Here is a 26,566-nt window from a genome sequence, read left to right as displayed (position 1 = left end):
ACAAGTTTCGTTCAATTTATACTAATTTTCAAATTAATTATAATATGGATGTTAAACCGTTGGATGACATTTTTGTTAGTAATTTAAAGAACATGATTAGAGAAGATTCTGAAATTGACCAATCAGTTCGTGATGCAATTGTATTTGACAATGGTGGAAATAAAAAATTAATGCGTTTAATTTCTGGAACAATAACCGCAGAAAATTCCGGTCAAATTCTAGAAAAAGCTGATATTGGAAACTATCAACCCGCGCTTTGAGCTGGTGAAGGTCTTAACCCAATTGGTTTAACACCAGAAAATTTTGTGACAGCATATAAGAAAAGTTTACCAATTTTTAATGTTGATCATAACAATATGATGTTAGCAAAATTAAATGTTAATTTAAATTATATTTCATTATATGGTTTACCATTGGCAGGAACTTTAAAAATTAATAATCAAACTTTTGAAAGTAATATTTTAATTAGTCGCCAAGGATTAGATAGCAAATTAATTAATTTTGGGAAAATTATTGTAGCATTTCATAAATACTATAATGTTGAATTAAAAAAACGAGTTCTTGGAAGTAGTGATGCTAATAATTTTAAAAACACTAGTGTTTTTCATGTTGGGGATAGTCTTTTTGCAGAATTTAAAAATGATATTAGTAGTGCAAATACAATCTTTAAAAAACTCTTAACTAATTTTAAACGTAGTAAGATAGGAAAAAATTTACCTGATCTTGAATTATTCAATTTGCATAATCTAGTTAAGGACAAGTCATTATGAATTGGGGGACCAAATGATTATGAACCAACCCGTGACAAAATTGTTTTTAATTATAAAAACGCATCATTTTGCTTAGCATTTACTTTTGGCCAAGATCGGATGAATTCAATTTTTTATACAGCATATGGTTCAAATGCTGGAGATATTAATGTTCAGCATGGATGATGAGCATGAATTTTAATTGATAAATAATTAAGTTGCAAAACTTAATTATTTTTTAGTAAAATTAAGAAGACCTTAAAGGAGGTAAAACAGATGGCAGATTTTAATCCAAAATGTTTTAAATGTGTTGCAGAACAAGAAAAACAAGGAGTTGTTGGTGGCGCTGCGGGAGTTTTATTCGGAAAGATGAAACAAGCAATGGTTGGCGCAACTGATGATGAAATTTTTGTCTGTGACCGTCATAAGTAGTAAGGCTTGTGATAAAAAGTGAACAAAAAGATTTTAAAAAAGATAAGGAAATGGTCAAAATGATTGACTTTTCTTCTAAACCAATATAAAATTTATAAGCGTATATTGTGAAAAGTGAGGTTAATAATTAATGGCATTAAAAGAAAAAGAATTTGGGCACTATGCTAAAAGAATCGATTATACAAAAGTAAGTGGGAATTTAGATTTACCAAACTTAATTGAAATTCAAACTGAAACATATGATTGATTTAAGAAAATCGGTATTAGCGAAGTGTTCAGTGAGGTATTTCCAATTGTAGGACATGAAGGAAATATTTTTTTAGAGATGTTAAATTGAGAATTTAGAGAGCCGCGGCGAACTATTTCTCAAGCAAAAGATGAGTCAAAAATTTTTGAAGCACCAATTTATTCCAATTTAAAATTAACAATTAATTCAAAAGATTTAGAAGTAGAAAAATTAATTGTTAAAGGGGAACCAGAATTAATTAAATCATGAATTGAAGAACGTGTTGAACACATGATCACAATTTTAAAAAAATCACCAGATGTTATTTATTATGATATTCACTCTGGCGATGAAACAGCAACATGTACGGTAACAATTACGGAAAGACTAGAAGATAAGTTATTAGTGGATATTACAATTGAAAAAGAAGGAGAGGTCTTTTTTGGTGATTTTCCATTAATGACTGGAAAAGGAACTTTTATTGTTAATGGTTCAGAAAAGGTTGTTGTTTCACAATTGGTTCGTTCACCGGGAGCATATTATAAAATTGATTTAAACCGTAAAAATGGGGAAAATGTTTATTATGTTGATTTAATTCCATCACGAGGAACATGGTTAGAATTTGAATCAGATCATAAAAAAATTAAAGTGGGAAAAGAAGAACGCTTTGAAAATGTTTTTTATATAAAGATTGATAAATCTCGAAAAGTATCAGTTGCTAATTTCTTAACGGCATTAGGAATTGTTAAAGAGGATGCACTAGATATTTTTGGTGACAATAAATTAGTAAAAAGCACTTATGAATTAGATCCATATACTGGTGACATTGCTTATGATCAAAGTATTGCGGTTCAAGAAATTTATAAAAAAATTCGTTCAGGAGAAACCGCAACACCTGATGGTGCAACAAAATATTTATACGGATTATTATTTGATAAACGTAAATATGATTTAACAAAAGCGGGACGTTTTAAATTAGTTCAAAAATTATCTGTTGAAAACCGAATTTATAACAAAGTTTTAGCTGAGGATATTAAAGATGTTAATGGTAAAGTTGTTTTTAAAGAAGGAACTTTAATGGATAAAGAAGCCATTAATAAACTAAAAGGAGTTTTAAAAGCGGGAGCTTGTTTAGAAGAAGTTAAATTTAGTGATGAAGTTACTTGTTCAAAAAAAATTCAAAAAATTAAAGTTTATGTTGATAATGAAGTTCGCACGCGTGTAGCAAACATTATTGGAATTGATCCAAATGCAACTGATGAATATATTACTGTACCAGATATTTTGGCAACATTTTCATATTTATTAAATTTAACGGATGGAATTGGTGAAGTTGACGATATTGATCATTTAGGAAACCGTCGTGTTCGTACAATTGGAGAATTATTACAAAATCAATTTCGTATTGGTTTATTAAGAATTGAAAAAAATGTTAAAGAAAAAATGTCAACATCAAACTTATTCAAAATGAAACCATCAAATATTATTAATAATAAACCATTGTCTGCTATTATTGGAGAATTTTTCAATTTATCACAGTTATCACAATTTATGGATCAAACAAATCCATTAGCAGAGTTAACAAATAAGCGTCGGTTAACAGCGTTGGGGCCAGGAGGGTTATCAAGAGAACGTGCTGGATTAGAAGTGCGGGATGTCCATTACTCACATTATGGACGAATTTGCCCGATTGAAACACCAGAAGGACCCAATATTGGATTAATTAATAATTTAACAACATATGCTAAAATTAATGCCTTTGGGTTTATTGAAACACCATATCGTCGTGTGATTGACTGCAAAGTTACTGCTGAAAATGATTATTTAACAGCAGATCAAGAAAAAAATTATGTTGTTGCACAAGCAAATATTCGTTTAAGTGATAAAGGTGAAATCTTAGATGAACAAGTAGTTGCACGATTCCAAGGTGAAAATATTATTGCAACGCGTAATGATGTTGACTATGTCGATGTTTCACCAAAACAAATTGTTTCAATTGCGACAAGTTGTATTCCTTTTTTAGAAAATGATGATGCTAACCGTGCTTTAATGGGAGCTAATATGCAACGTCAAGCAATTCCACTAATTTCACCAAATTCACCATATGTTGGGACAGGAGTTGAATATGCGGCAGCACGTGATTCAGGATTAGCGATTGTGTCACAATATGATGGTAGTATTGATTATGTTGATGCAACAAGAATTGTTTTAAAAACAAAAGAAGGGCTAAAGAATTATAATTTAGATACTTTTGTACGTAGTAATCAAGGAACTTCATTGACACATGTTCCATTAGTAAAACAGGGTCAAAAAGTTGAAAAAGGACAAGTTTTAGCGGATGGACCATCAATTGATAAAGGAGAGTTGGCATTAGGGCAAAATGTTGTTGTTGCCTTTACAACTTGAAATGGTTATAACTATGAAGATGCTATTATTGTTTCTGAACGCTTAGTTTCAGAGGATGTTTTTACATCGATTCATATTGAAGAGTATACAATTGAACGCCGTCAAACAAAACAAGGAGGAGAAGAGATTACTCGTGAAATTCCAAATATTTCGGAGAATGCTCGTAAATTCTTAGATGATGATGGATTGGTCATTATTGGAACAGAAGTTAAACCAGGTGACATTTTAGTTGGAAAAGTAACACCAAAAGGTCAAACCCAATTATCACCAGAAGATAAATTGTTACAAGCAATTTTTGGTGAAAAATCAAAAAATGTTAAAGATAATTCATTACGTGTACCAAATGGTGGTGAAGGAATTATTCAAGCAATTAAACGTTTTCCTCGTGAAAAATATGAATTATCTGTTGATGTTTTAGAAGTCATTAAAATTTATATTGTTCAAAAACGAAAAATTCAAGAGGGAGATAAAATGGCTGGACGCCATGGAAACAAAGGGGTTATTTCAAAAATTTTACCATTAGAAGATATGCCCCATATGGAAGATGGAACCCCAATTGATATTATGTTAAATCCATTAGGAGTACCATCGCGGATGAATATTGGTCAGGTGCTAGAAATTCACTTAGGAATGGCGGCTAAAAAATTAGGACAAAAAGTTTCGACGCCAGTTTTTGATGGAATGACAAATGAAGAATTAATTGAAATTATGGAAAAAGCTAACATGAAAAACTTCGGGAAAGAAGTTTTAATTGATGGTCGTACGGGTGAAAAATTTGATAATCCAGTTTCGGTGGGAGTAATGTATATGTTGAAATTATCACACATGGTTGATGATAAATTACATGCCCGAAATGTTGGACCATACTCGTTAATTACACAGCAACCATTAGGAGGAAAAGCTCAAAATGGGGGACAACGTTTTGGAGAAATGGAAGTATGGGCGTTAGAAGCTTATGGTGCAGCATATACCCTACGAGAAATTTTAACAATTAAATCAGATGATATTAAAGGAAGAACTCGTGCTTATGAATCGATTGTAAAAGACAAAAAGATTCCTGAACCAGGGATTCCAGAATCATTTAATGTTTTAACTCGTGAAATTCAAGGATTAGGATTTAATATTCATATGATTGATGAAGAAGGAAACATTAAAAACATTAAAAGCTATGATGAATCAGATTATGTTGATGAAGATTTGTTGACCGATAATGATGAATTTGAAGATGAATTTGATATTGATAATTTTATTTTAAATACAAATCGGGAACCACAACAAGATGACATTTTAGATGGTTTTACTAAAATTGATGATGAATTTGATTTGCAAAATAATTTAGAAGAAGACTCTTATGGCAATGGTGATATTGAAAGCGAAATTGATTATGTTGATGATCAAGAAGAATTAAATTAAGGGGGGCAGAGAAAATGGCTGAAAATAATGAAAAAAATAATCGTATGATTAAAATCGGTTTAGCGAACCCTGAAGACATTCGTGGTTGATCATATGGTGAAGTAAAAAAACCAGAAACAATTAATTATAAAACTTTAAAACCAGAACGTGATGGTTTATTTGATGAAAAGATTTTTGGGCCAACTAAAAACTTTGAATGTGCTTGTGGGAAGTATAAAAAATCAAAAAATAAAGGAAAAATTTGTGAACGTTGTGGTGTTGAAATTACAGAAGCAATTGTTCGTCGTGAACGTATGGGTCACATCGAATTAGAAGAACCAGTTAGTCATATTTGAATGTTAAAAGCAGCGCCAAGTCGAATTGCATTAAGTTTAGATATGAAAACAAAAGAATTAGAAGAAGTTGTTTATTTCGTGTCGTATATTGTCTTGGATGCTGGTGATGCTAAATCATTAAAACAAAAAATGGTTTTAGATTTAGGAAATGCCAAAACTTCAGCAGCAACTCGTCAACGTTTAACAAAAACATTACGAGAAATTTTAGATACGTTAGAACAAGGGACTATTGCTTATGAGGCTGGCGAAACAATGATTGAGGATTTAAAAAATACTTCATTACCTTTTTCAATGGATGAATGTGCACAGTTTATTAATCGCCATACTAATGCTCGTTTTGGAATTGGAGCTGAAGCAGTTGAAACATTATTAAAAAATCTAAATATTGATGATGAAATTGAAAAGATTAAACAAGATTTAAAAGATAAAAAAACACAATTAGATCAAAATAAATTAATGAAACGTTTAGAAGTATTAGACTCATTAAAAAAATCAGGTTCACGTCCAGAATGAATGATTCTGCGTGCAGTTCCAGTTATTCCGCCAGATATTCGACCAATTATTCAATTAGATGGTGGTCGTTTCACTACTTCAGAAATTAACGATTTATACCGTCGAATTATTATTCGAAACGAACGATTAAAAAAAGTTAAAGCAATGGGAGCGCCAAGTGTTATTGTTAATAATGAAAAAAGGATGTTACAAGAGGCTGTGGATGCATTATTAGATAATGAACGAAAAGCACGGCCAGTAACTGGAAAAGATAAACGACCATTAAAATCATTAACAAGTATTTTAAAAGGAAAACAAGGTCGTTTCCGTCAAAACTTATTAGGAAAAAGAGTTGATTATTCAGGACGTTCAGTTATTGCAATTGGGCCAGATTTAAAAATGTATCAATGTGGATTACCTCGTGATATGGCAATTACATTGTTTAAACCATTTGTTATTAGTAAATTAGTGAAGGATGATTTAGCAGCAAATATTAAAGTTGCTGAAAAATTAATTTTAAATCAAGATGACAAAGTGTGAGAAGTTTTAGAAGAAGTCATTAAATCACGACCAGTGTTATTAAACCGTGCGCCAACATTGCACCGTTTAGGAATTCAGGCTTTTGAACCAAAATTAGTTAAAGGAAAAGCAATTCGTTTGCACCCCTTAGTGACAACAGCGTTTAATGCCGACTTTGATGGTGATCAAATGGCGGTTCATGTTCCGATTACCGATGAAGCTGTTGCTGAAGCACGTAGTTTAATGCTAGGAAGTCGTAATATTTTAGGACCAAAAGATGGAAAACCAATTGTAACGCCAACCCAAGATATGGTGTTAGGAAATTATTACTTAACATATGAAGAAAAAGGACAATTGGGTGAAGGAACAATTTTTAAAGATTTAAACGAAGCAGTTATTGCTTATGAAACTGGGGCCGTAGCCTTACATGCCTTAGTTGCAATTCCTGCTAGTGGTTTTGCTAATAAAAAATTCAAACCTGAACAAATGGATGATTATATTATTACAACACCAGGAAAAATTATTTTTAACCAAATTTTTAAAGAAGAGTTTCCATATTTAAATGAACCAAATGTTCAAAACTTGACAGCATTACCAGCTCGTTCATTAATTAAGGATAATGTTAATTTAGTTGAGTATTTAGAAAAATGGGAGGTCAATCCACCATTTAAGAAAAAAGACTTATCAAACATTATTGATCGTTACTTTAAACTTTATGGAGCAAATAAAACCGCTGAAATGTTAGATAACATGAAAAACTTAGGGTTTAAATACTCAGGTAAATCAGGGGTAACTGTTTCAGCGGGCGATGTTAAGGTTTATGATAAAAAACAAGAAGAGTTTAAAGAAGCAGATAATAAGGTTAAAGAAATTAATGAATACTTTAAAATGGGAATGTTAACAGGTCGTGAAAAACAACATCGAATTATTAACGTATGATCAAAAGTAAAAGATAACATTCAAACAGAATTAGAACATGTTTTACGAGAAGATCCTAAAAACCCAATCTTTATGATGGCTGATTCAGGAGCACGGGGGAATGTTTCAAACTTTACGCAGTTAGTTGGGATGCGGGGATTAATGAACAACCCGAAAGGAGATATTATTGAATTACCAATTAAATCTTCGTTCCGAGAAGGATTAACCGTATCCGAGTTCTTTATTTCAACTCACGGGGCACGAAAAGGGATGGCTGATGTGGCGTTAAAAACTGCGGATTCAGGTTATTTAACAAGACGTTTAGTTGACATTTCACAAGAAATTATTATTACAATAAAAGACTGTAATGCTCGTCGTGGTTTTGTTGTTTTTGATATTATTGAACAAAAACACTCAAATATTATTGTGCCATTATTTGACCGTTTAGTTGGGCGTTATAATTTAAAAGATATTAAATTAAAAAATGGTAAAGTAATCGCAGCGAATACATTGTTATCAGAAGAAGATAGTGCAGCGATTGTTGCTAGTGGGATTAAAGAAGTGATAATTCGTTCAGTTTTAACTTGTGAAGCTGAAAAAGGAATTTGTCAACGTTGTTATGGAAAAAACCTTGCGACAGGAATGGAAGTTGAAATTGGTGAAGCAGTTGGGACAATTGCGGCCCAATCAATTGGAGAACCAGGGACACAGTTAACAATGCGTACTTTCCATACTGGAGGGGTTGCTGGTGGAGCTGATATTACCCAAGGGTTACCACGGATTAAAGAATTATTAGATGTTACAACACCAAAAGGATCAATTGCTGTTATTTCAGAAATTGATGGAGTTATTAGTGACATTCGTGATGAAAGTGGAATTCATATCATTTATGTTGCATCAGATAGTGATGAACGAAAATATAAAACACAATATAATGCCGTTTTACGAGTTAAAATTGGTGATAAAGTTGTTCGTGGACAAAAGTTAACGGAAGGTTCAATTAATATTAAAGAATTATTAGAAGTTGCTAAGATTGAAGATGTTCACAATTACATTTTAAAAGAAGTTCAACGTGTTTATCGTTTACAAGGGATTGAAATCTCAGACAAATATATTGAAATTATTGTTAAACAAATGTTGAATAAAGTTAAAATCATTGATGCTGGTGATACTGATTTATTGCCAGGTGAAATTATAACAATTAAACACTATCGTAATGAAACAATTAAAGCAGTTCGTTCAATGAAAAAACCACCAACTGCTAAACATGTTATTTTTGGAATTAAGAAAGCACCATTAGAATCAGAGTCATTCTTATCGTCCGCTTCATTCCAAGATACAACGCGTGTGTTAGTTAAAGCAATTATTAAAGGAAAAGTTGATCGTTTAGAAGGCTTAAAAGAAAATATTATGTTAGGACATTTAATTCCAGCTGGAACAGGATTAAAAAATCCGAAAGATATTATTCCAGCCGGAATTGCGGCAAAAGCTGAAGAATATTAAAAAAAGACCGTCTGGTCTTTTTTTATGATAAACAGTTAAATAATTATTGACTTAATTTTGGGTTTTATGTAATATTATATATGGATTGTATTCTTTGATACACTCGGATATGTGAAAAAGAAAGGAGCAAGTTTAATGCCAACAATTAACCAATTAGTTCGTAAACCACGTAAAGAAAAAGTGTGAAAAACAAAAGCCCCCGCTTTAAATAGAGGGCTAAACTCTTTACAAAAAAAACCAACTGATGTAACCTCACCACAAAAAAGAGGAGTTTGTACTCGTGTTGCGACAATGACACCAAAAAAACCAAACTCAGCGTTACGAAAATATGCCCGTGTTCGTTTAACAAACGGAATGGAAGTAACAGCATATATTCCAGGTGAAGGCCATAACTTACAAGAACATAGTGTTGTTTTAATCCGTGGAGGAAGGGTTAAAGACTTACCAGGGGTACGTTACCATATTATTCGTGGAACGTTGGATACTGCCGGAGTTAATAACCGTCAACAAGGACGTTCACTATATGGTACAAAAAGACCAAAAGCAACTAAAGCTTAGATAAAAAGAAAGGAGGAGTTTTATGCGTAAACGCCAAGCAGAGAAAAGAGATGTTTTACCAGATCCAATTTATAGTTCAAAATTAGTGACTCGTGCAATTAATAAGATTATGATTGATGGGAAAAGGGGAGTTGCTCAAACAATTTTATATGGAGCATTTGATATTGTAAAAGAAAAAACAAATAGTGAACCATTAGAAGTGTTTAATAAAGCAATTGAAAACATCACACCACATTTAGAACTAAAAGTTCGTCGAATTGGGGGAGCTAATTACCAAGTCCCAATTGAAGTAAATGATGATCGTAAAGTTACTTTAGGATTAAGATGATTAATTAATTATGCAAGATTACGTAATGAAAAAAGTATGATTGATCGTTTAGCAAATGAAATTATTGATGCCTCAAATGGTATTGGTGGGTCAGTAAAGAAAAAAGATGATACACATAAAATGGCAGAAGCAAATAAAGCTTTCGCCCATTATCGTTGATAAGAAACATAGAAAGGAATCTAAAAATGGCAAGAGAATATTCTCTAGAAAATACGAGAAATATTGGAATTATGGCGCACATTGATGCTGGGAAAACTACAACAACAGAGCGGATTTTATTCCATACTGGTAAAATTCATAAAATTGGAGAAACACATGATGGGGCTAGTCAAATGGACTGAATGGCCCAAGAACAAGAACGTGGAATTACAATTACTTCTGCGGCAACAACAGCCTTTTGAAAAAATATGCGTTTAAATATTATTGATACTCCAGGTCACGTTGACTTTACTGTGGAAGTAGAAAGATCATTGCGAGTATTAGACGGAGCAGTTGCTGTTCTTGATGGACAATCAGGAGTTGAACCCCAAACAGAAACCGTTTGAAGACAAGCAACAACTTATGGGGTACCACGAGTTGTCTTTGTTAACAAAATGGATAAAATTGGAGCTGACTTTTTATACTCAGTAAAAACAATTCATGACCGTTTACAAGCAAATGCACATCCAGTGCAAATCCCAATTGGCGCAGAAGATCAATTTTCAGGAATCATTGATATTGTGGAACGTAAAGCTTACCATTACGATGGAGCAGCAAATGAAGAAGCCCAAGAAATTCCAATTCCTGATGATTTAAAAGATTTAGTGGAAGAATATCGTACAAGATTAATTGAAGCAGTTGTTAATTTCAATGAAGAGTTAATGCTAAAATACTTGGATGGTAATGAAATTACAATTCCTGAAATTAAAAGTGCAATTCGTGCGGCAACATTAACGGGAGACTTTTTTCCAGTCTTTTGTGGAAGTGCCTTTAAAAATAAAGGAGTTAAATTACTGTTGGATGGGGTAATTGACTACTTACCTTCGCCAGTTGATATTCCAGCGATTAAAGGAGTATTAGCAAACGGAACAGAAGTTGAACGTCATGCAAATGATAGTGAACCATTTTCAGCGTTAGCATTTAAAATTATGACTGATCCTTTTGTTGGAAAATTAACATTTTTCCGAGTTTATTCAGGAGTATTAAAAAAAGGAAGTTCTGTTTTAAACTCAACAAAAGATAAGAGTGAACGAATTGGACGGTTATTAAAAATGCACGCTAATAATCGTGAAGAAATTGAAGAAGTTTATGCGGGTGATATTGCTGCTGCAGTTGGGCTAAAGTTAACAACAACGGGAGATACTCTTTGTGATGAAAAAAATGAAGTAATCTTAGAATCAATGGTTTTCCCAGAACCAGTTATTAGTTTAGCGTTAGAACCAAAAACAAAAGCAGACCAAGAAAAAATGAGTTTAGCATTACAAAAATTAGCAGAAGAAGATCCAACATTTAGAACATGAACAAATGAAGAAACAGGGCAAACAATTATTTCTGGAATGGGTGAGTTGCACTTAGACATTCTAGTTGATCGAATGAAACGTGAATTTAAGGTGGAAACCAATGTTGGAGCACCACAAGTTTCATATCGTGAAACCTTCAAAGATAGTGCGGAAGTAGAAGGAAAATACATTAAGCAATCAGGAGGACGTGGACAATATGGTCACGTATGAATTAAGTTTGAACCAAACCATGATAAAGGTTTTGAATTCGTTGATGCAATTGTTGGGGGAAAAATTCCCAAAGAATTTATTGGTTCTGTTAAAAAAGGAATTGAAGAATCAATGCAAACTGGTAAATTAGCAGGGTATCCAATGATTGATATTAAAGCAACTTTATTTGATGGGTCATATCATGATGTCGATTCATCACAAATGGCGTATGAATTTGCTGCTAGTTTAGCTTTAAAAGAAGCGGCAAAAAAATCTAAACCAGTTATTTTAGAACCAATTATGGCGGTTGAAGTTACTGTTCCAGAAGAATACTATGGAGATGTAATGGGGAACTTATCATCACGTCGTGGTCAAATCGAAGGAAATGATCAACGTGGAAATGCCCAAGTTGTTAAGGCAAAAGTTCCATTATCAGAAATGTTTGGATATGCAACTGATTTACGAAGCTTTACACAAGGGCGAGGAACATACACAATGTTATTCTCACACTATCAAGAAGCACCAAAATCAGTTACCGAAGAAATTATTAAAAAAGGATTGCAAAGCAAGACAAATTAATTTAGAATAGTTATGACATTTGTATATTAAATATAGGAGGAAAAGATTAAAATGGCAAAACAAAAATTTGATAGAAGTTTACCACACATAAACGTTGGAACAATTGGTCACGTTGACCACGGTAAAACAACTTTAACAGCAGCTATTACAACTGTATTAGCTAAAAAAGGATTTGCAGAAGCACAAGGATATGATAATATCGATAAAGCACCTGAAGAAAAAGAACGTGGAATTACAATTAATACTTCACACGTTGAATACCGTACTGAAAAAAGACATTATGCTCATGTTGACTGTCCAGGCCATGCCGATTATGTTAAAAACATGATTACAGGGGCCGCACAAATGGATGGTGCGATTTTAGTTGTTGCGGCAACTGATGGGCCAATGCCTCAAACAAGAGAACATATCTTATTATCAAGACAAGTTGGTGTACCAAAAATGGTTGTTTTCTTAAACAAATGTGACATGATGGGTGACGATACTGAAATGATCGACTTAGTTGAAATGGAAGTTAGAGACCTATTAAGTGAATACGGATTTGATGGAGAAAATACCCCAGTTATTAGAGGATCAGCGTTAAAAGCACTTGAAGGTGATCCTCAATGAGAAGAAAAAATTATGGAATTAATGGATGCAATTGATACTTGAATTCCAGAACCAGAAAGAGATATCGCAAAACCATTTATGATGCCAGTTGAAGATGTTTTCACAATTACAGGACGTGGAACAGTTGCAACAGGACGTGTTGAACGTGGGGTTGTTAAAGTTAATGAAGAAGTTGAAATTATTGGATTAAAAGAAGACACTAAAAAAGTTGTTGCAACAGGTTTAGAAATGTTCAGAAAATTATTAGATGACGCTAAAGCTGGAGACAATGTTGGGATTTTATTACGTGGAGTAAACCGCGACGATGTTGAACGTGGGCAAGTTATTGCAAAACCAGGTTCAGTTAAACCACATAAAGAATTTAAAGCACAAGTTTATGTTTTAAGTAAAGAAGAAGGAGGGCGTCATACACCATTCTTCGGAAATTACCGTCCACAATTTTATTTCCGTACAACTGATGTTACAGGTTCAATTAAATTACCAGCTGGAGTAGAAATGGTTATGCCAGCTGATAATGTTGAAATGACAGTTGAATTAATTGCCCCAGTTGCGATTGAAGAAGGAACAAAATTCTCAATTCGTGAAGGTGGTCGTACAATCGGTGCCGGAACAGTTGTTTCAATTATTAAATAATTAACTTTTTTAAAAATAGCTCAAGTACGAGCTATTTTTTATTATTTAAAAGTTTATCTTGTTTTTATTATTATTATTTTCTTATATAATGATTAACAAATAGGCCCGTAAAGGAGGAACAAAAATGGGATATAATCCAACAGTAAATAATGCAGAAGTTGCAGCAAAAAGTAGTTTTTTTGGCAAATTCTTTGTTTATATTTGGTTTATTTTAATTTTTCCAATTTTCTTATTTATTTTATCAAGAAATAATTTGATTCGTAATAAAGAAAAAATTGAGGAAACAGCATCAGATATTGACGTTCAATTAAAGCGAAGAGTTGATATGTTAACAAAATTAATTGACAGTACAAAACAATATATGAAGTATGAAAAAGATACTTTGACAGCAGTTGTTGAGCTAAGAAATAAAACTAATCAAAACTTAAATGTTAAAGAATTAGATAAGGTTAATAATGCAATTACTAGTCAAGCGGGGAAAATTAATGTTTTATTAGAAAATTATCCAGATTTAAAAGCAAACAATAGTGTTATTGAATTACAAACAGGAATTAAAGATTGCGAAGACAATATTGCTGCTGCTCGTCGTTTTTATAATTCAGCAGTTCGTGATTTTAATGCAAGTTTAAAAACTTGGCCATCAAATGTTGCGGCAAGTTCATTACGTTTAAACACGTTCTTATATTTTGAAGCAGATGCTGTTGATTGTCAAGATGTTAAAATAGATTTAGGACAATAATTAGTTGTTCCTAATTCTATTTTTTAAATTAATGGGGGAATTAAAAGGAAGCAATGGAAAATAATATATTACCTTTAGAAGCGGTTGTTACACAAGAGTTTACCGACCTGGTTATGAAATATAAATTAACAAATATTAATTTTAAATATTTTAAAAAGCGCTATATGTTTTTGAATTGGTTTTTAGTAATAATTACATTTTTATTATGATTTTTATTAATAATAACTTTTATTAAGCTTAGTTTGTTCTTTTTAGCAGCTCTAAATTCGGTGGGAATTACTGGTCAAGTTCTCATTTTTCTTGCTAGTTTAGGTTCGTTAAGTGGTGCTGGATATTTAACATTTAAATATTGAAAAGCAATTAAATTACAAAAACTTATTATTCAAGAATTACCCTTAGCAAAATTCTACCAAACAGAATTAGATGCTATCACAACAAAGAAATATCAAGTTGACACCGTTAAAAAAGAGTTTGATCTTTTTCCCCATGTTGGAGTCCCAGCAAAAAGTGAAATTAGACAAGATTATGTTATTAACTTTCAAACAACAAATGTTAATTATTCGTTTGGAACTTTAACCCGTAAAGAAGTAATTGATATGGGGAAAAGCAAAGATATTATTTATACACGTTATCCATATTTAATAATTGATGTTAATGAACCATGAATGTTAATTGCGACAATTAAGGCAATGCGAACTTTTTTTAAAATCTTTAAATCAAAAGATAATACGGACTTAGAATCAACAGAATTTGAAAAAATATTTGCTGTTAATGCAAATGATCAAATTCTAATTCGAAAACTATTAACCCCAAAAGTAATGGTTAATCTAATTGAATTAGCTAATAACAATAAGAAAATCCCCTTAATGCAATTTGATGGTGGTTATATTACAATTGCTTTCAATAATTATAATGTTAATAGTTTTAATGATATAACGGGGATGTTGCTTGGTTTTTCTTTTGTTGGAACTTACCAAAAAGCGATAACCAATGTTGTTAATGTTATTCGTAATGATTTAGAATGATTATTAAAATCATTGCAGTGAATTGAGGCCTATGATTTTAAGAATTAGGTTTTGATGGGGGAATTGGTCGGTTTAAGATAATTAAATTTACTGTATTAAAATCACCAATAATAGAACAACTTCATAAGGCATAACCAAAACCAGCATATCATAATTGTTTAATTGCATTGTTAAAAGTTGTTTTTAAAATTAGTTGGATTGAAACAATTGTTAAAAAGAAAAAAACAAGGGTAATAATAAAAACAAAAATATAAAAGTAAAAACTTAGACTTAATCTATTTTTTTCACTATTATAACAATAAATTTTTGAAAAAACAAAGGGGTTTTTGATAATTAAATAGTTAATAAATAATAGCAACAAATTAATGACAATAAAAATTGAACAGTACATTAATTTATCTTGGGCTGACATTTTTTTCTGTAATAAAAAGATAATTAAAAAGATAATTGTAACCAACCCTAAAGCGGCAAGAAGCCATAACAAATGCCACTTTATTTTTTTAAGATAGCTACGAATATTAATAATTTCCATTTTGAACTCCTTTTCTGCTAGTTATTTATATCTTACTATAAATTGATAAGATAATATTATTTTTTCGGTTTTTATGGTTAAATATAAATGAAAACCTGAGGAGGACATTTATGTATAAAGTAATTAAAGTAACCCCGTTTTTTTCTGAACGATTATGAGGGGGCCACAAGTTGAAGGATTTTGGCTTTCAATTACCAACAAATGATTTATATGGCGAAGCATGAGTTATTAGTGCGTTAGATAATGGTATGAGTTATATTGCAACTGGCCCAGAGCAAGGAACGTCATTAAAATCATTTTATAAAAACCATTCTGAATATTTTGGCACTACGGAAAGCGAGTTTCCGTTATTGTCAAAAATTATTACAGCAAATGATTATTTATCGGTGCAAGTGCATCCTGATGATGAATATAGTTTAAAGCACAATAAGATGTTGGGAAAACCAGAATGTTGATATATTCTTGATTGTCCATCTGATGCCACAATGATTTATGGTCATCAAGCCCAAACCAAAACGGAATTGATTACAATGGTGGAACAAAAAGCATGAGAACAATTATTTACTAAAGTAAAAGTTAAGAAAGGTGATTTTTTATATGTCCCACCGGGAAAAGTTCATGCAATAACACCGAGAGTGACTGTTTTTGAGTTACAGCGTTCATCCGATGTGACATATCGTTTTTATGATTTTAATCGAGCCGATAAAGACGGGAACTTGCGTCCCTTACATTTGCAAGAGTGTTTTGATGTAACCACAGTTCCAGATTCAAATGAACAAGTCCAACATATTATAGAAGGAATATTGGTTGATAATCAATATTTTACCCTACACTTATTAACAAAAACGCAGGTCCTTGATTTATCATTAGTGCAATGAGGGAAAGTAACAGTTGTTGAAGGGGAAATTACAATTGGAACAGAAACGCTTAAAGCTGGTGAATCAGCAATTATTGTTGATTTAAATCAAAAGATTACGGTTAAGGTTAATGGGAAAGCCTTACTAAGTTATAAGAAATAAGTGGTTTATTCAAAACCATTTTTTATAGAAAAAAATTCCAGTTTTTTTAAAAAANNNGNTTTTTTTAANTATTTTTTTGATATAATAGACTTCTTGCATTACTTGTTAAAAAATTGCAAATATTTGTAAAAAAGATACTAATAGAAAAATATAATTTTAATTAATTATGTTTTTTATTTAAAAATTTAATATTTTTCCACAACGAAAAATTAATTTATTATTTAAATTATTTAATTTTAAATAAATATTTTATGTTAAATATAATAATTGTAAATTATAAATTGAGGCAATTAAATTAAATCTTAAACCAAATCTTTTTCTTCGATTACGATATTTTTCTGTAATAATTTTAAATTTTTTAAGAATAGCAAAAATATTTTCAATAATAATTCTCATTTTTGAAACTAGTCTATTATATTGCTTTTGTTCTTTGTTTAAAGGGTTTTTCTTTGTTTTCTTTGTAGGTATTAGAACATTATTGTGATTTTTTTGTATTCCTTGATAACCACTATCAACTATTAATTTGGTATTTTTTAAAATTGGGATTTTTGATTCTTTAAATAAAGCATAATCATGTTTTTTTCCGAGCGAAAAACTTGTTGCAATAATTTTTTTGGTTTCTTGTTCGATAATTACTTGTGTTTTGATCGTGTGTTTTTTCTTTTTACCAGAATAAGATTGTTTTTGTCTTTTTTTGGGCGTTGGATTGGAGTTTCGGTAGCATCAATAATAATAGTTTTATCATTAAAATAATCATTTATTAGTGCTTTTTTACCAGCAAGTTGTTGAAAATCAGAGTTTTTAATTAAAATATCTTCAATTCACTTAATATTACGATAACAATTAGCCTCACTAATATCAAAACTTTTACCAAGATGAAAATAAGTCTGATATTCTCGTCAATATAATAAAGTCATCAATAATCTATTTTCTAATGATAATTTATTAGTTTTACCACCTTTTTTAAATTTTTCTATTTCAGCAACTTTTAAAATATCTAACATTTTATTAAAAGTGGATTTTTTTATTCCTGTTAATCTTAACCATTCTCTATCATTAAGAGTATTAAATTTATTATTGTTCATATTTTTATGTCCTCATAAATTATATTTTATAATAATATTTTAATAAAAAAGGGTATCGCAAGAAGTCTAATAAGTGAGTATATTTTAAAGGAGGAAAAAACTATATGTATAATAAAATTTTTAATGAGAAGCATATCATTTTAGATTCAACCGCAAAGACTAAAGAAGAAGCTTTTTTAGAACTTGCTAAGTTGGCTGAAACATTAGGGTATGTTTCTGACCCGAACGAACTTGTTAAAGGTTTTGAGGCTCGTGAAAAAGAATCTTCAACAGGTTTTGAAGATGGTTTTGCAATTCCGCATGCGCGGATTAAAGCAGTTAAAAAAGAAGCAGTTTTGTTTATTCGTTTTAAAGATGCTATTGATTGAAAAGCAATGGATGGAAAACCAACAAAAGTGGCAATTGCCTTAATTATTCCTGAGGGTAAATCAGGTGATATTCATTTAGGAATATTAAGTGAAGTTACTCGAAAATTAATGGATGAAAACTTTAAAAAAGAAATGAAAGTTGAAACAAATAAGGACAAAATTCAAGCAGCATTATTAGCTGGTTCTGATCAAAACGATACGAAAGAAACTACTAAACCAACTGGTGAAAAACCGTTGATTTTAGCAATGACAGCTTGTGCAACAGGAGTAGCGCATACTTTCCTGGCTGCTGATAAATTAAATCAAACTGGTCCAAAATTAGGATATGATATTAAAGTTGAAACGCATGGGGCAGAAGGAATTCGTAACGATTTTACTGAAGCAGAAATTAAACGAGCAGAAGTAATTATTGCGGCAACTGATATTGGTCTTGATATGGCAAGATTTGGTGGAAAAAAGGTATATATTTGCCCTGTTGCTAAAGCAATTAAAGACCCTGAAGGAGTTATTAATGCTGCTTTAAAGGAGGGAAAAACTACACCAGTTGGAGAGTTTGCAACAAAAAGTGGTGGTAATAATGGTCAGAAAGTTGGAGTTATGAAACACTTGATGGCAGGGGTATCATATATGGTGCCAATTGTTATCTTGGGGGGGATTTTTATTGCTATCTCATTAGGATTGGCGAAAGCAATTTATGGTCCTAATTATGAAAACTTCCACGGTTCTTCAAAAGGGATGGGTTGAATTCCTGACCCAGCAGGAGGAACAACACATTGAGGAGAGTTATTCTATACTGACCCATTAACTGATCCTAAGAACTTTTTCTATTATTTAAATATTTTGGGGGGATCAGCATTTACGTTAATGATTCCTGTTTTAGGAGCATTTATTGCTAACTCAATTGCTGGTCGTTCTGCAATTGCGCCAGCAATTGTTGTTTCATTTATTGGTAACAATGCTGCTAACTTTTATCCTTTACCAGGGATTGAAGCAGTTAATACGTCAACTGGATTTATTGGAGCGATTGCGGCTGGATTAGCTGTTGGTTATACCGTTAAATGAATTAATACATGAAACGTGCCAAAAGGTTTAAAACCAGTAATGCCAATCTTCTTTATTCCAATTGTTGTTGGATTTATTTATGGAATGATTATGATGTTCGTAATTGGTTCAGCAGTTGGATGAGTAATGGGAAAATTCCAAGAATGAATTTCAAAAACATGAGGAAATACTTCAAATGCTGCTAATGTGGCAATTGGATTAGCCTTTGGTCTATTAATTGGGGCAATGGCTGGATTTGATATGGGAGGACCAGTTAATAAAGTTGCTTTCTTAGCATGTACTGGTTTAATTGGTTCAAAAATTTATACTCCAATGGGAGCAATGGCAGTTGCAATCCCAGTTGCACCAATGGGAATGGGAATTGCAACATGAATCTTTAAACCATTTTATAATGAAGAACAACGAACAATGGGTTCAACAGCGTTCTTTATGGGTTGCATCGGAATCTCAGAAGGAGCTATTCCGTTTGCGGTAAATGATCCAAAACGTGTTATTTCAAGTAATATTGTTGGATCAGCGATTGCTGGTGGATTAGCTGGAGCAGTAGGGATTGCTGATTTAGCTGGACATGGTGGTCCAATTGTTGGGTTCTTATCCGCTTTAGGTCGTGGAAACGGTGACACTGGTGTTTATGGTTGAGCTGGTGTTTGAGGATGAACATTATTAGCATTCTTATTTATGGCGATTGGAGCGTTAATTACTGCCTTTATGTATGGATTTTGACAAATTGCTGATAAAAAACGTACTGGTGAAACAATTTCAATGAAACAATTTGTTTTAAAAACACGTTCTGATAAAATTGCTGCTGATAAAAAAATTAAAGTAGCTAAAAAAGAGAACAAAAACAATATCGCTAAAAAACAATCATCAAAACGAAGTTAAGCAAATAAAAAATTAATAACGAATGTTATTAATTTTTTATTTTTGTGTATAATGGTAGATATTATAAAGGAGGAAAATTAAGTGATGTTAATGGTAAAATCATTATTTGATGTTCTTCCGTGATGAGCAGCATTATTAATCGTCATTGTAATTTTAGCAATTGTTGTTGGGCTTGTTTTGTTCTTTAAACGAAAAACAGATCAAATTGAAAATCATAGTGAAAGAGTCAAGATTGAAAGTTTATGACAGAAAATTCGTAAAAACCATAAGAAGAAAAAAACAGAAAAACTAGCAGTAAAGCAAAAGGCAAAAAAGAAAAAGCAAAAGTAACAAATGGAGGCGCCAATGAGTTTAATGAGTTATAGTTTTGGTGGTTGGAACGGACCTTGAGGTTTTTTTGACCCCTTAGGTAGTCAATGAGCACAACCGAATGGACCTGTTACTTTTGAAATTGAATTTGGTGTTGGTTTAAGTATGGTTGTTGTTTTATTACTATTAGTTTTTTATTACCAAAGTTTAATGCGAAGTTAGCAACAAGGAGTGCTTTTCGTTATGCTTTGGGTAGTTATTTAATTTTTGCATGATTAATTTTTTTGATTATTAAAAGTCATTTATTATTATCAAGTTATTCCAACTTTAATGTTTAATGGTGATAATAACATTTTAATTAATGGTTTGCAATATGGACAAAATAATATTGTGCAATATGAGAGGCAATGATATGCTCATTTTTTTGATACTGGGGCTGTTGATCGTTTGCACCTGCCAATTTATAAGGCTTGAGTTAAAGTTAGGTTAATTAGTCCAGGTGTTTATGAAACAATTTCTAGTGGTTCAACGATTCGCGCTGATAATTGAACCGATGCTGTACCGTTAGAGTTATGTAAATGATTAAATTTAATTTATGGAATTTTATTATTGTGTCCACAGCATAGCAAAGTAACTAGAAACTTATATTCGTATTATGCGCTATGGGGAGTGTGGTTGCCAATCTTGGTCTTAGTTTTTCCACCAGATGCTTATACTTTTGGGAATTATTATTATTGAGCTCATTATGGCAATCACGCTTTAATCATTGCTGTTTGTTGATGGATGCACCTTTATGGAACCCCAAGTTATGATAAAAAACAAATTTTGGGAAGTTTAATAATGTTTTTAATATACGCTTTGTTGGCGTTATTATTTTCAGCAATTCTAAATGAGAATTTTCAATATATGGGTAAAGGTGGTTGAAGTTTTGGCGGGACTAATGTTCGTGATTGACTGGGTGGTTATCCATCCCAAATCGTGCCTTTATTTGTCTTGGGAGCATTGGGAACAGTTACTGGCCATTTAATGTTGAATGCTTGTGGTCAGTGGTATCAAATTAACTTTAATAATCATACAGCACAATTAGTTCGAACAAAGAAAAATAAATTAGGGTTTTCAAAAGATGAATGAACATACCATAATTTATTGGGGTATAAATTATACCAAAAATATTGTTCAAAAAAAATAAAAAAAATAATGTTTTTTTATTTTTTTATATTATAATATTTACAGTGTAATTTAAGCTGAATGGGAAGAGGGAAACAATGACACAAATTCAAAGCAAGAAACGACCAAAATTTTTTGCTTCAAAAAAATGATATGCAACAGCTTTAGTTTTAATTTTATTAGCAACATTGCAAGAAATTATTATGGAGTCAACGGATTTAGTTGATAATTTTTTTGCTAGTGCAATTAAGAGCAATGTGCATGGTTTTCAACATTTGGCTGATGAGATTAAAACTATTTTTGGAGCAGATAATGTTTATAATGTAAAAGAAGTTTGAGAACAGTGGGGTTTAGGAAACTATGTTGGTTTTCATTATACGGCAGGTCAATTAGCAATGAATGGAGTTGCCGCTTCAAATCAACTTTATTTTATTATGTTTGCGATTTTAAGTGGAATCTGTTATGGGTTTGGTGTTTTTAATGCACAATATTTTGGTGCACAAAAATACAAAAAATTGCAAGAAGTTACCTTATTAAAAATTTATGTTTGTTTAATTATTTGCTTTATTGTGTTAATTTTATCGCAACTTTGTGGTTACCAATTAATTAGTTTTACAACAACACCTAAGTATGCACCACGACCAGATGTTTTTCAACAATTACAACCAGGTGATAAAGACTTAGCAATTCAATGATTTAAATACTTTGAATATCAAGCAGCATCAATTTCAACGGAAGAAGGAGCAGAGTATTTTAAAATTATTGCTTTATCATATCCATTATTAGCAATTAATATTGCCTTTATTACAACACTTCGTGAAACAGGGTGTGCTGGTTCGGCGGTTTGAATTTCAGTTATTGCTTTAAGCACAAATTGTTTTATGAATCCATTTTTAATTGAACCACATTTTCTTGGCGATTTTAAAGGAATTGGGGTGCAGGGAGCAGCAATTGCGACCTCTGCTTCGCGGGTTATGCAACTTATCTTTATTATTATTTTGTTTTGATATAAACGGTATGAATTTATTCCTCGTAATTGGTATCGTTTTGATGGCTATGTTACCCGTCGTGCGTTTCAAAAGGCATGGCCAATTGTGTTAAATGAAATCTTTTGATCAGTTGGAATGGTTTTACAGGTTAAGCTACGAGCATATTATAGTCTAGATGCTCTGACAGCAAATGCTATTTTTTCAACAATAATTGCCGCCTTGTATACCCCATTGTACCATGGGTTCTCAGCAGGAACCTCAGTGTTAGTTGGTAGTCGCTTGGGCGCTAATAATTTAGAAGAAGCAGAATACAATGGTAAACATTTAGTGATTTTAGCTTTCTTTGTTGGAATTATTACCGGATTAGTTTTAGTCGCTGGTGGTTGATTTTTACCAGAATTATTATTTAGAAATAATACGCCAGAAACATTTAGAATTGCTCACTGGATGCTCTTTGCTTATGGTCTTTGATATCCTTGTTTAATGATTACTGCGACAAGTTATGCGATTATTAGAACCGGTGGGGCAGTTATGAATGCGTTTATTTTAGATGCTTTATTTACATGATTAGTTCCTGTTCCATTATTAGCAATTTTAATTTTTACATCAAATTTAGATATTATTTATATTGTTTTAATTATGCAAACAGCAGATAGTCTAAAAGCAATTTGAGCGATCGTAATTTTAAGTCGTAAAAAATGAGTTAAAAATTTAACAGCAACAAAACATATTACTGAATTTGACAATAAAGTAAAAGAATTAAAAGAAAATGCAAAAGAAATTTAAAAATTTTGCATTTTTTTATTTTTTGTGTATAATATTATTTTTAATTTTAACAGGTAAAAATAGCGAATATATGATATAATTATTTTGTAATAAAAAAGGGGTATAAAAGTGGCTAGACAAAATTTAATAAAACAAATTAAGTTTTTTTGAATGGGGTAAATTGAGACAATGGAAAAAATTAAAGTATCATTTTTAGAAAAAAAAGGAATTTTAAAAGAATTCCTATATCAAGATGTTGCTGTCAAAGCGGGGGATGATATCGCCTTGATTGAAAGTAACAATGGCGAAGCCATCATTAAAGCCTCAATGGATGGAATTATTGTTAAACCAATTAAAGCCGGCAGCAAAATTAAAAAAAACGCTGTTATTGCTCATTTATTAACAACAGAAACTGAAATTGAAAAATATTATTTTAAACATCTTGAAAATAATAAATTCAGTCATTTAGATAAAAAAGGTGTTGTGTTTACAACAACCAAAAATGGTGAATTTGGAACAAAATGAAAAGATGTTGAAGAAGATGATTATTCTGGTATTAATCTTGTTAAATCCGACACTTTGAATCCGACTTTTACACCACCATTATTAGATCAACAACAAATGCAAAATAATAGTGAGGCAACACAATCCAATTATAATGAAATGAATATTGATTCTAAAGTAGAATTAATTAATGAAGCGCCACTTTCAAATGAAAGTTTTGGACAAGGTTTTGAACAAAATAATTTAAATCAACCATTGCCAACAACAATGGACTTTAATAATATGGGGCAACCTATTAATAATTCTAATTTTATTAATAACACAATGGTTCAACCAACACCAACAATGGAACAACAAACCATTTCAGAAAGTAAACCAACTGAAATTAAAAGATGAGACGAAACAGAATTAACATTTGGTCCTAAAAAAACTCGCCGCCTTTCTTTTAAAGATTTTGATATTGATGATGATCATATTATTAATAACCGTGCAAAAATTCCTTCAATTGATACAATTAAACAACCAAGTAATCAAAATGTAAGAAGTGAAGAAAATAATATGATGATTAATATGCCTAATATAAATGATGTTATGAAAGAAAATAACTTTGATTCAGCAGTTAGCAGTCTTAATGTTAAGACACAATCAACTGGACAAAATATTATTGCTAATGCTGTTCCAATTGGGCAAAAAAAAATAGAAGAAGAAAATCAAGCAAAAGAATATGCTAAGTATTTAGTTAATGAAACAAAACATCAAGATGAAGCCCCAGCTAATGCAGCCGCTCTTTTTGGCAATCAAGCAGAAAATAGTAGTTTTCGTAATCTTGTTAATCAACGTCGTCAGCAGTTACATAATAAAAATGATTTTCATGAATTATCATTACAAAGTGATAATTCAAAAAGTTCAATGGATTTCCTAGATGATGATGGTCGTCCAAAAATTTTACGTAATATTGTACAAGGAAGGATGAATGATCTAATTAAAAGAAATGCTAGTCCAGAAATGTTAAGTGGTCAAAGTGGAGGCAGCACTTATGGTTATGACCAACCAGATTATCGTGCTAAGGATGACGACTTGTCAGATGAAGTTTATATTTCAGCTGACGGTTATACCGTTGATCCTAAGGATACAGAAAAATCAGCGCCTAAAAAACCGAGTTATTTTTCACCGTTAAAATCTTATCGTGATCGTTTATATGAAAAATTAAATGATGGGGGACAACGTGAAAAAATTTTAAAAACAAGAAACCAACGTGAATTAATTAAAAAAAGAATGGAACAAATTGCAAAAGGAAATGTTGAAGTTGATTCAGTATTAGGAGAAATTAATAATTATCGTCGTCCTTCTTTTGAAGAAATTGAATCACAATACGAAATGTTGGATAATGAATATTATGGAAATGAAAATCAGCATCATGAGCAATCAACAACAAAACATCAACAAGGTTTTGCTAATCAAAATAAAAACCAACCAGGATATGGACCGGTAAACCAAGAAACAAAACAAGGAACAGGGAGTGTCACACCAATTACAAATAACTATCAATGTCCGTCAACGCAACAATCAGCAAGTGATAATACTATGCTTGTTGAACTAGCTGTTTTAAAAGAAAAATTATTAAATCAAGAACAAAGTAATCGTCAAAATGAATTGTTACGTGAAATTCAAAGTTTACGAGAAACAAATAATAATATGAATCAAAACAATAATGTTAACAACTTAGATAAAATGATGCAGTATATGTTAATGCAACAAATGTTGAAAACAATGAATGCCCCCGATCCAATGTTAAAAGAAATGTTGAAAGAATTTAATTTGAACAACAAACAAACTCTTAACCAAGGAATTGAAAATACTTCGGGTGGTAATAATTTACAAGTTAAAAAGTTTGATAGCGAAACAAATGCAATTCCTAATACTTATGGAAATTTAGTTCAACCATTAAACAATAGTTTAAACATTGTCAATACAAATAGTAAGATTGAACCACAAGGATTAGAAACAAGAGAAGAAATTAAAGCAACAAGATATCCGGCGATTCAGTCAATGATCATGTCACAAACGCATGTACCACCATTAACAATTAATGCTGAAATTGATATGTCTTCAATTATTGATCAACAACGTAAATTGAAAAATGCTAATACTGAGTATGGTGTTCGTTTTTCAACAATGAGTTTTCTTGTTAAAGCTGTTTCATTAGCATTAAGTGAGTATCCAAAATTAAATTCATATTATGATTCAAAAACAAATCAAATCGTTATTAAAAATTCACAACATATTGGGTTAGCAACAGAAACTAGTGAAGGTTTAGTTATTCCTGTAATTAAATTTACGGAACGCATGAGTTTAAAACAAATTGCAATTAATATTCAAGAAACAATTGAACGTTTACGCCAAGGTGAATTATACGATTATGAATTACAAGGAAGTACGATTACGATTGCCAACTATGGAACGGTCGGAGCTGTTAATGCAACACCAACAATTTTTTATCCAAACTCAGCGGTAATTGGGATTGGCCGTATTGTTCGTAAGCCGGTTGTTATTAAAGGTGATAAATTAGTAATTCGTTCAATGATGAATATTGCTTTAACAGTTGATCAACGAATTATTGATGCAGCTGAGGCTGGAATTTTCTTAACACGTTTAAAAGAAATTTTAGAAGCGCCAGAATTAATTACTTTATCATAAAAAAATCTTATTAATATTTATTAATAAGATTTTTT

Annotated in this window: 19 protein-coding genes; 17 read left to right on the top strand and 2 right to left on the bottom strand. The window is 31.3% G+C overall.

Going from position 1 to position 26,566, the window contains the following annotated elements; translation table 4 throughout:
* The first annotated feature begins 44 nt into the window (after positions 1-44).
* The 10 genes from TS70_RS00870 to TS70_RS08280 all read left to right on the top strand — a co-directional run bounded on the left by TS70_RS00870 (position 45) and on the right by TS70_RS08280 (position 15,200).
* Complete coding sequence (locus TS70_RS00870; RefSeq protein ID WP_198049126.1) at positions 45-962, top strand: hypothetical protein; 918 nt, start codon at positions 45-47, stop codon at positions 960-962.
* Positions 963-1,025: 63 nt separating this feature from the next.
* Complete coding sequence (locus TS70_RS00865; RefSeq protein ID WP_198049125.1) at positions 1,026-1,181, top strand: hypothetical protein; 156 nt, start codon at positions 1,026-1,028, stop codon at positions 1,179-1,181.
* Positions 1,182-1,311: 130 nt separating this feature from the next.
* Positions 1,312-5,226, top strand: coding sequence for a DNA-directed RNA polymerase subunit beta (gene rpoB / locus TS70_RS00860; RefSeq protein WP_198049124.1), 3,915 nt, complete (start codon positions 1,312-1,314; stop codon positions 5,224-5,226).
* Positions 5,227-5,240: 14 nt separating this feature from the next.
* Positions 5,241-8,993 carry a DNA-directed RNA polymerase subunit beta' gene (gene rpoC, locus TS70_RS00855; RefSeq protein WP_198049123.1) on the top strand — a complete coding sequence of 1,251 codons (3,753 nt, stop codon included), beginning with the start codon at positions 5,241-5,243 and terminating at the stop codon, positions 8,991-8,993.
* 135 nt (positions 8,994-9,128) lie between these two features.
* Positions 9,129-9,551 (top strand): 30S ribosomal protein S12, encoded by a 423-nt coding sequence (gene rpsL / locus TS70_RS00850; protein ID WP_040094450.1) that lies wholly within the window; start codon positions 9,129-9,131, stop codon positions 9,549-9,551.
* A 22-nt stretch (positions 9,552-9,573) separates the two neighbouring features.
* Positions 9,574-10,041: a 30S ribosomal protein S7 gene (gene rpsG / locus TS70_RS00845; protein WP_040094448.1), complete on the top strand. Its 468-nt coding sequence runs from the start codon at positions 9,574-9,576 to the stop codon at positions 10,039-10,041.
* 23 nt (positions 10,042-10,064) lie between these two features.
* A complete protein-coding gene (gene fusA / locus TS70_RS00840) occupies positions 10,065-12,146 on the top strand; it encodes an elongation factor G (protein ID WP_198049122.1) in 2,082 nt (693 codons plus the stop codon).
* A 51-nt stretch (positions 12,147-12,197) separates the two neighbouring features.
* Complete coding sequence (gene tuf, locus TS70_RS00835) at positions 12,198-13,388, top strand: elongation factor Tu (RefSeq protein WP_198049121.1); 1,191 nt, start codon at positions 12,198-12,200, stop codon at positions 13,386-13,388.
* Positions 13,389-13,512: 124 nt separating this feature from the next.
* Entirely contained in the window at positions 13,513-14,127 is a 615-nt protein-coding gene (locus tag TS70_RS00830) for a LemA family protein (RefSeq protein WP_040094441.1), read from the top strand.
* 53 nt (positions 14,128-14,180) lie between these two features.
* A complete protein-coding gene (locus TS70_RS08280) occupies positions 14,181-15,200 on the top strand; it encodes a DUF3137 domain-containing protein (protein WP_198049120.1) in 1,020 nt (339 codons plus the stop codon).
* Here the strand turns inward: TS70_RS08280 and TS70_RS00820 are convergent.
* A complete protein-coding gene (locus TS70_RS00820) occupies positions 15,190-15,684 on the bottom strand; it encodes a hypothetical protein (protein WP_040094439.1) in 495 nt (164 codons plus the stop codon). The two genes, TS70_RS08280 and TS70_RS00820, sit on opposite strands and share 11 nt — an antisense overlap.
* 110 nt (positions 15,685-15,794) lie before the next feature.
* On the opposite strand from TS70_RS00820, the gene TS70_RS08275 reads away from it, so the two are divergent.
* Complete coding sequence (locus tag TS70_RS08275; RefSeq protein WP_198049119.1) at positions 15,795-16,703, top strand: type I phosphomannose isomerase catalytic subunit; 909 nt, start codon at positions 15,795-15,797, stop codon at positions 16,701-16,703.
* A gap of 249 nt (positions 16,704-16,952) precedes the next feature.
* Here TS70_RS08275 and TS70_RS00810 read toward each other — a convergent pair.
* Positions 16,953-17,788 (bottom strand): IS5 family transposase gene (locus TS70_RS00810; protein WP_105628856.1). Its coding sequence is split into 2 segments (ribosomal slippage): positions 16,953-17,392 and positions 17,392-17,788, totalling 837 coding nucleotides; the frame shifts between segments, so codons are not numbered across the junction.
* A 104-nt stretch (positions 17,789-17,892) separates the two neighbouring features.
* Between TS70_RS00810 and TS70_RS08270 the strand changes: the two genes are divergently transcribed.
* The 6 genes from TS70_RS08270 to TS70_RS08260 all read left to right on the top strand — a co-directional run bounded on the left by TS70_RS08270 (position 17,893) and on the right by TS70_RS08260 (position 26,531).
* Positions 17,893-20,100, top strand: coding sequence for a PTS fructose transporter subunit IIABC (locus TS70_RS08270; protein ID WP_198049118.1), 2,208 nt, complete (start codon positions 17,893-17,895; stop codon positions 20,098-20,100).
* 84 nt (positions 20,101-20,184) lie between these two features.
* A complete protein-coding gene (locus TS70_RS00800; protein WP_227991582.1) occupies positions 20,185-20,430 on the top strand; it encodes a hypothetical protein in 246 nt (81 codons plus the stop codon).
* 15 nt (positions 20,431-20,445) lie between these two features.
* A complete protein-coding gene (locus tag TS70_RS00795; RefSeq protein WP_133165085.1) occupies positions 20,446-20,631 on the top strand; it encodes a hypothetical protein in 186 nt (61 codons plus the stop codon).
* Positions 20,632-20,739: 108 nt separating this feature from the next.
* Complete coding sequence (locus tag TS70_RS00790; RefSeq protein WP_198049117.1) at positions 20,740-21,633, top strand: TMEM164 family acyltransferase; 894 nt, start codon at positions 20,740-20,742, stop codon at positions 21,631-21,633.
* Between the two features lie 41 nt (positions 21,634-21,674).
* Positions 21,675-23,351, top strand: coding sequence for an MATE family efflux transporter (locus TS70_RS08265; RefSeq protein WP_198049116.1), 1,677 nt, complete (start codon positions 21,675-21,677; stop codon positions 23,349-23,351).
* Positions 23,352-23,519: 168 nt separating this feature from the next.
* A complete protein-coding gene (locus TS70_RS08260) occupies positions 23,520-26,531 on the top strand; it encodes a 2-oxo acid dehydrogenase subunit E2 (RefSeq protein WP_241460053.1) in 3,012 nt (1,003 codons plus the stop codon).
* Positions 26,532-26,566 lie beyond the last annotated feature (35 nt).

The organism is Spiroplasma sp. hyd1 (assembly GCF_016082235.1).
Classification (GTDB): domain Bacteria; phylum Bacillota_I; class Bacilli_A; order Mycoplasmatales; family Mycoplasmataceae; genus Spiroplasma; species Spiroplasma poulsonii.
This window is presented reverse-complemented; position numbering and strand designations above follow the sequence as displayed.